Consider the following 7,164-nt stretch of genomic DNA (forward strand, 5'->3'; position numbering starts at 1 on the left):
CGGCGCCCGGGCCGTGCTGGTCACCGATGCCAATCCGCGGCGCCGGCTGGCGCTGATGGCGGCGGAGTTCTATCGCCTGCAGCCTGCCACCATCGCCGCCGTCACCGGCACCAGCGGCAAGACCTCGACCGTCAACTTCGCTCGCCAGCTCTGGACCCTGCTCGGCCACCAGGCGGCCAGCATCGGCACGCTCGGGGTGATGGCGCCGGGGCGCGAGCGCTACGGCTCGCTGACCACGCCGGACCCGATCGCGCTGCACAGCGAGCTGGCCGACCTGGCCGCGTCCGGGGTGACCAAGCTGGCGATGGAGGCCTCGTCGCATGGGCTCGACCAGTTCCGGCTCGATGGCGTGCGGGTGACGCTGGCCGCCTTCACCAACTTCACCCAGGACCATCTCGACTACCACCCGACGATGGCGGATTACCTGGCAGCCAAGGCGCGGCTGTTCGACGAGGTGCTGCTGCCCGGCGGCACCGCCGTGATCAATGCCGACATTCCGGAGGCGCCGGGCCTGGTCGCCCGGGCCCGCGGCGCCGGGCGCACCGTGCTGACCTTCGGCCGCGCCGGCGCCGATGTCCGCATGGACCGGGCCGAGCCGCTGCCGCATGGCATCGACCTGGCATTCACCGCCGGCGGCCGGTCGTATCGGGCGGAACTGCCGCTGGTCGGAGGCTTCCAGGCCTACAACGTGCTGTGCGCCCTGGCGCTGGTGGTGGCCGACGGCGCCGACCTCGATGTCGCCGCCGCGCTGCTGCCGCAGCTCAAGGGCATCCCGGGCCGGGTCGAACTGGTGGCCAGCCATCCCAACGGCGCCCCGGTCTATGTCGACTACTCGCACAAGCCGGGGGCGCTGGAGACGGTACTGACCGCGCTGCGGGCGCACACCCCGGGCGCGCTGGTCGTGGTGTTCGGCTGCGGCGGCGACCGCGACAAGGGCAAGCGCCCGCTGATGGGCCAGATCGCCGCCCGCTTCGCCGACCGCGTGATCGTCACCGATGACAATCCGCGCAGCGAGGACCCGGCCGAGATCCGCCGCCAGGTGATGGCCGGCTGCCCCGGCGCCGCCGAGATCGGCGACCGCGCCGAGGCGATCCGGATTGCGGTCGAAGGCCTCGGCCCCGGCGATGTCCTGATCGTGGCCGGAAAGGGCCATGAGACCGGCCAGATTATAGGCGATGACGTCCGTCCGTTCGACGATGCGGAGCAGGCGCGTTACGCCGTGACCCATGTGAAGACCGACCCGCGATGGAGAGCAACGCCATGACCAATCCTGCGCTCTGGCCGGCCGCGGAGGCGGCTGCCGCAACCAATGGGATGCAGGTCGGGGAATGGTCGGCGACCGGGGTCTCGATCGACAGCCGGTCGGTGGTCTCGGGCGACCTGTTCGTCGCGCTGCGCGGTCCCAATTTCGACGGCCACGACTATGTCCAGGCCGCCCTGGACAAGGGCGCCTCGGCCGTCATGGTCGACCGGGTGCCGCAGGGCGTGGCGCATGACGCGCCGTTGCTGGTGGTCGAGGACACACTGGACGGGCTGAATGACCTGGCCCGCTTCGCCCGGATGCGCAGCGAGGCGCGGATCGCCGGCGTCACCGGCTCGGTCGGCAAGACCAGCACCAAGGAGGCGCTGAAGCTGGCCCTGTCGGCCACTGCGCCGTCCTATGCCTCGCAGGGCAACCTCAACAACCAGTGGGGCGCGCCGCTCAGCCTGTCGCGGATGCCTGAGCAGGTGTCGTACGGCGTGTTCGAGCTGGGCATGAACCATGCCGGCGAGATCGCGCCGCTGTCGCGCCTGGTCGAGCCCGATGTCGCCATCATCACCAATGTCGAGGCGGTGCATGCCGGGAATTTCGATTCGGTGGACGGCATCGCCGACGCCAAGGCCGAGATCTTCCGCGGCATGGGTCCGGAAAGCACCGCGATCCTGAATCGCGACAACCCGTATTTCGCCCGCCTGGTCGCCCATGCCCGCACCCAGGGCGTCGGCCGGATCTGGAGCTTCGGCGAACACCCCGACGCCGACGCCCGGCTGGTCGACTGCTCGCTGCACACGGCGGCCAGCGCGGTCAGCGCCATGGTCCTGGGCGAGCCGGTGCAGTACACACTGTCGGCGCCAGGCCGGCACTGGGTGGTGAACAGCCTGTCGGTGCTGCTGGCCTCCAAGGCGCTGGGCGCCAACATCGCCGGCGCCGCCCGGGCGATGGGCCGGATCACCCCGTTGCGCGGCCGCGGCGCCCGCATCCGGATCGAGGTGTCGCAGGGCGGGCAGGCCGGCGCCATCCTGCTGATCGACGAAAGCTACAACGCCAGCCCGGTCTCGGTCGCCGCCAGCCTGCAGGTGCTGGGCGGGGTCGACAGCGGCCAGGACGGCCGCCGCATCGCCGTGCTCGGCGACATGCTGGAACTCGGCCCCGACGCGCCGGCGATGCACGCCGCGCTGAAGGAGCATGTGCTGGCCAACGACATCGACCTGGTCTTCACCTGCGGCCCGGACATGAAGCAGCTGTACGACGCCCTGCCGGAAGCCCGGCGCGGCGCCCATGCGGCGGACAGCACGGCCCTGGCCACGGTCCTGGCCGAAGCCGTGCGGCCGGGCGACTGCGTCATGGTCAAGGGCTCGCTCGGCAGTCGCATGGCGGTGATCGTCGAGGCGCTGGAAAATTTGCACGTGGCGCGGCAGGGCCGCGCATCCCATAGCCACGCATCCCAAGGCCAGGCGGCGCAGAAGCGCGTCGTCAACGGCCACTAAGGTCAGCAGTCGCTCAGAAGGAACAGACCCCGGTGCTTCCGGCTCTCTTCGCCCCTCTCGCCGATCAGGCCCTCGTCTTCAACCTGTTCCGGTACCTGACGTTCCGGACCGGGGCCGCGGTGATGACCGCGCTCGTCATCGCCTTCGTGATCGGCCCGGCGATGATCCGGTGGCTGAAGGCCCGGCAGGGGGCGGGGCAGCCGATCCGCGAGGATGGGCCGGAGGGGCATTTCAAGAAGCGCGGCACGCCGACCATGGGCGGGCTGATGATCCTGATCGCGATCGTGGTCTCGACTTTGCTCTGGGCCGATCTGCGCAACGCCTTCGTCTGGATCACGCTGCTGGTCACGGTCGGCTTCGGCCTGGTCGGCTTCGGCGACGACTATCTGAAGCTGACCAAGCGCAACCCCAAGGGCCTGTCCGGCAAGCTGAAGCTGGTGGTGCAGGGCGGCATCGCCCTCGTCGCCGTGCTCTGGTACCTGCAGGTCACGCCGGAGGCACGCGAGACCGCACTGGCGATCCCGTTCCTCAAGGATGTCATGGTCGAACTCGGCATCCTGTTCATCCCGTTCTCGATGCTGGTGATGGTCGGTGCCTCGAACGCGGTCAACCTGACCGACGGGCTCGACGGCCTCGCCACCATGCCGGTGATTATCGCCGCTGCCTGCTTTGGCCTGATCGCCTATCTCGCCGGCAACGCCGTCTTCGCCGGCTATCTGCAGATCCACCACGCCCCAGGCGCCGGTGAGCTGGCGGTATTCTGCGGCGCCCTGATCGGCGGTGCGCTCGGCTTCCTTTGGTTCAACGCGCCGCCGGCCATGGTGTTCATGGGCGACACCGGCTCGCTGTCGATGGGCGGGGCGCTCGGCGCCATCGCCATGATCACCAAGCACGAGCTGGTGCTGGCGATCATCGGCGGCCTGTTCGTGCTCGAGGCGGTGTCGGTGATCGTCCAGGTCGCCAGCTTCAAGATGACCGGCAAGCGGGTGTTCCGCATGGCGCCGCTGCACCACCACTACGAGAAGAAGGGCTGGGCGGAGCCGACCATCGTCATCCGCTTCTGGATCATCGCCGTGATCCTGGCCCTGATCGGCCTCTCCAGCCTGAAGCTGCGGTGAGCGGATGATCGACCTTTCGCACCTCAAGGGACACAAGGTCGCCGTCCTCGGCCTGGGCAAATCCGGCACCGCCGCGATCCGGGCGCTGAAGGCGTCTGATGTTGCGGTCGCCGCTTGGGACGACAAGGTCGCCGGCCGGTCCTTCGCCGAGCGCGAGGGCGTGCCGATCCGCGATTTCGGCGCCGAGGGCATGGACGGCGTCGACCTGGTGATGCTCAGCCCCGGCATCCCGCGCACCCATCCGCACCCGCATCCGGCGGTGGCGAAGGCGCTGGAGGCCGGCTGCCGCATGGTCGGCGACATCGACCTGCTGGCCGAGGCGCTGCCGGAGACCGGCTTCCTCGGCATCACCGGCACCAACGGCAAGTCGACCACCACGGCGCTGCTGCAGCACATCTTCGAGGCGGCAGGCATCGATTCCGAGGCCGGCGGCAATCTCGGGCCGGCGGCGCTGGGCCTGCGCAGCATCGGTCCCGGCGGCTGGTACGTGCTGGAGGTGTCGTCCTACCAGCTCGAGACCATCACTGAGGTGCCCTGGTCGATCGGCGTGTTCATCAACATCACGCCGGACCATCTCGACCGCTACCCCGACATGGCCGGCTACGTCGCGGCCAAGAAGCGGCTGCTGGACGGCGTCCGCGCCGGCGGCACCGCGGTGATCGGCATCGACGACGACTATTCGCGGGCGGTGTTCGACGCCACCGCCGCGCGGCCCGAGGTGCGGGCGATCCCGATCTCGGTCGAGACGGCGGTCGAACACGGCGTCTTCGTCCGCGACTTCGTGCTGTACGACGCGATCGACGGTGCGGCGCGGGCCGTGCTGGATTTGCGCGAGGCGCCGGCCCTGCCGGGCAGCCACAACGGCCAGAACGCCGCCTGCGCCTGGGCCGCCGCCAGCGCCGCCGGCGTGAAGGAGGAGGTGCTGGCCCAGGCCATCCGCAGCTTCCCGGGCCTGGCACACCGGCAACAGCTGGTCGGCACCATCGGCGGCATCCGCTTCGTCAACGACAGCAAGGGCACCAACCCAGACGCGGCGGCCAAGGCGCTCGGCTCCTACGACCGGATCTACTGGATCGCCGGCGGCCGGCCGAAGGAGGGTGGGCTGGAAGCGGTCGATCCCTATCTGCCGCGCGTGGCCAAGGCCTTCCTGATCGGCGAGGCTGCCCCGAAATTCGCCGCGCATCTCGACGGCAAGACGCCCTACCAGCGCTGCACCGACCTGGATGCCGCGATCGAGGCCGCCTATCAGGCCGCCAAGGCCGACGGCGTGGCCGGGTCGGTGGTGCTGCTGTCGCCGGCCTGCGCGTCGTTCGACCAGTTCGCCAATTTCGAGGCGCGGGGCGAAGCCTTCGCCGCCTCGGTCAAGGGGCTGCAGGTTCGGGTGGAAAGAGGGGATCTCTGATGGTGACCCTGGATCGCGCCGACAGTTCCGTCATCGGCCGCTGGTGGTGGACGGTCGACCGCTGGATGCTGCTGCTGCTCGGCATCATCATGGGCATCGGCATCATCCTGATCCTGGCCGCCAGCCCGGCGGTGGCCCAGCGCATCAACCTCGGCGAATTCCACTTCATCGAACGCCACCTGATGATGCTGGTGCCGGCGGTCGGGCTGATGTTCCTGGTGTCGTTGATGAGCCCGGCGGCCATCCGCCGCACATCGGCGATCGTCTGCATGCTGGCGCTGCTCGGCGTCTTCCTCACGCTGTTCATGGGTGTCGAGATCAAGGGCGCCACCCGCTGGATCCAGCTGCCCGGCATGTCGGTGCAGCCGTCCGAGTTCGTCAAGCCGGCCTTCGCCGTGGTCGGCGCCTGGCTGTTCGCGCAGCAGAAGACCCGGCCGGGCTTCCCCGGCTATATCGCCTCAACCGTCCTCTATGCCCTGATCGTGTTCCTGCTGTTGTCGCAGCCCGATCTCGGCATGACCGTGGTGGTGACCGCGGTCTGGTTCATCCAGTTCTTCATCGCCGGCCTGCCGATGTTCCTGGTGGTGGGGCTGATCGGGCTGGGGTCCAGCGGCCTGGTCGGGTCCTACTTCCTGTTCGACCATGTGCGCAGCCGCATCGACCGCTTCCTCGATCCCGCGGCGGGCGACAACTACCATCACGACCGGTCGATCGAGGCCTTCGTCAATGGCGGGCTGTTCGGCACCGGCCCGGGCGAGGGCACGGTGAAGCTGTATCTGCCCGACGCCCATGCCGACTTCATCTTCGCCGTCGGCGGTGAGGAGTTCGGCCTGTTCTTCTGCCTGCTGCTGGTGGCGCTGTTCGCCTTCATCGTGGTGCGCGGCCTGTCGCGAGTGATGAACGAGACCAACCTGTTCATCATGCTGGCGGTGGTCGGGCTGGTCACCCAGTTCGGGCTGCAGGCGGCGATCAACATGGCCTCGACCCTGCACCTGATCCCGACCAAGGGCATGACGCTGCCCTTCGTCAGTTATGGCGGCTCCTCGCTCATCGCGCTCGGCTACGGTATGGGCATGGTCCTGGCGCTGACCCGCCGCCACATCGGCAGCGGTGGCCAGCGGTGACCTCGACAGGCCCGATCCTCCTGGCGGCCGGCGGCACCGGCGGCCATGTGTTTCCGGCCGAGGCGCTGGCGCGGACCCTGATCGCCCGCGGCCATGCCGTGCGGCTGGCCACCGACCCGCGCGGCCGCGCCTTCGGTGACCGGCTGCCCGAGGTGCCGGTCGACGCCGTCCGCTCCGCCACCGTGGCACCCGGCCTGCTCGGCAAGCTCAAGACCGCGGCGCTGCTCGGCCTCGGCTATCTCGACGCGCGCGGCGTGCTGCGCCGGCACCGGCCCTCGGTCGTGGTCGGCTTCGGCGGCTATCCCTCGGCGCCGACCGTGCTGGCCGCTGCCCGCGCCGGGATCCCGGTGCTGCTGCACGAACAGAACGCCCTCTTGGGCCGGGTCAACCGCTGGCTCGCCGGCCGCGCCGCCACCATCGCCACCGGCTTTCCGCTGCAGGCCGCGCCGGGCGAGGACGCCAGCCGGATCGTGGTAACGGGCAATCCGGTGCGCCCGGCCATATCGGCGAAGGCCGCCGTGCCGTTCCCGGCGCCAGACGGGCAGGGGCGGCTGACCCTGCTGGTCCTCGGCGGCAGCCAGGGCGCCCGGGTGTTCAGCGAGCTGATCCCGGCCGCGATCGCCCTGCTGCCCGAGGGGCTGCGCGCCCGGCTGTCGATCGTCCAGCAATGCCGGCCCGAGGACATCGAAGCCTGCCGCGCCCGCTATGCCGCGATCGGCGCCGACGCCACTCTGTCGACTTTCTTCGACGACGTGCCGGACCGCCTGGCGGC

General features: G+C 70.1%; 6 protein-coding genes. All 6 read left to right on the forward strand.

Translation table 11 applies throughout. The features are described from left to right. Positions 1 to 1,264, forward strand: a 1,264-nt coding sequence (locus AC3XYG_RS15740) for a UDP-N-acetylmuramoyl-L-alanyl-D-glutamate--2,6-diaminopimelate ligase (RefSeq protein WP_489140789.1), incomplete at its 5' end; no start/stop codon positions are given. Next, a complete protein-coding gene (locus AC3XYG_RS15745; RefSeq protein ID WP_489140790.1) occupies positions 1,261 to 2,748 on the forward strand; it encodes a UDP-N-acetylmuramoylalanyl-D-glutamyl-2,6-diaminopimelate--D-alanyl-D-alanine ligase in 1,488 nt (495 codons plus the stop codon). The genes AC3XYG_RS15740 and AC3XYG_RS15745, both read left to right, overlap by 4 nt. A 32-nt stretch (positions 2,749 to 2,780) precedes the next feature. Next, positions 2,781 to 3,866: a phospho-N-acetylmuramoyl-pentapeptide-transferase gene (mraY, locus tag AC3XYG_RS15750; protein ID WP_489140791.1), complete on the forward strand. Its 1,086-nt coding sequence runs from the start codon at positions 2,781 to 2,783 to the stop codon at positions 3,864 to 3,866. 4 nt (positions 3,867 to 3,870) lie between these two features. Beyond that, the gene (murD, locus tag AC3XYG_RS15755; RefSeq protein ID WP_489140792.1) at positions 3,871 to 5,268 is read left to right on the forward strand and encodes a UDP-N-acetylmuramoyl-L-alanine--D-glutamate ligase; all 1,398 of its coding nucleotides are present in this window, start codon (positions 3,871 to 3,873) and stop codon (positions 5,266 to 5,268) included. Further along, the gene (locus AC3XYG_RS15760) at positions 5,268 to 6,392 is read left to right on the forward strand and encodes an FtsW/RodA/SpoVE family cell cycle protein (RefSeq protein WP_489140793.1); all 1,125 of its coding nucleotides are present in this window, start codon (positions 5,268 to 5,270) and stop codon (positions 6,390 to 6,392) included. Before murD ends, AC3XYG_RS15760 begins: the two co-directional genes overlap by 1 nt. Beyond that, positions 6,389 to 7,164, forward strand: a 776-nt coding sequence (locus tag AC3XYG_RS15765; protein ID WP_489140794.1) for a UDP-N-acetylglucosamine--N-acetylmuramyl-(pentapeptide) pyrophosphoryl-undecaprenol N-acetylglucosamine transferase, incomplete at its 3' end; no start/stop codon positions are given. The genes AC3XYG_RS15760 and AC3XYG_RS15765, both read left to right, overlap by 4 nt.

Source organism: Inquilinus sp. (assembly GCF_057815775.1).

Excerpts from the sequence above, each read along its gene's own strand:
- AC3XYG_RS15760 (WP_489140793.1), top strand. The coding sequence starts at position 5,268 with ATGGTGACCCTGGATCGCGCCGACAGTTCCGTCATCGGCCGCTGGTGG.
- AC3XYG_RS15745 (WP_489140790.1), top strand. The coding sequence starts at position 1,261 with ATGACCAATCCTGCGCTCTGGCCGGCCGCGGAGGCGGCTGCCGCAACC.
- murD (WP_489140792.1), top strand. The coding sequence starts at position 3,871 with ATGATCGACCTTTCGCACCTCAAGGGACACAAGGTCGCCGTCCTCGGC.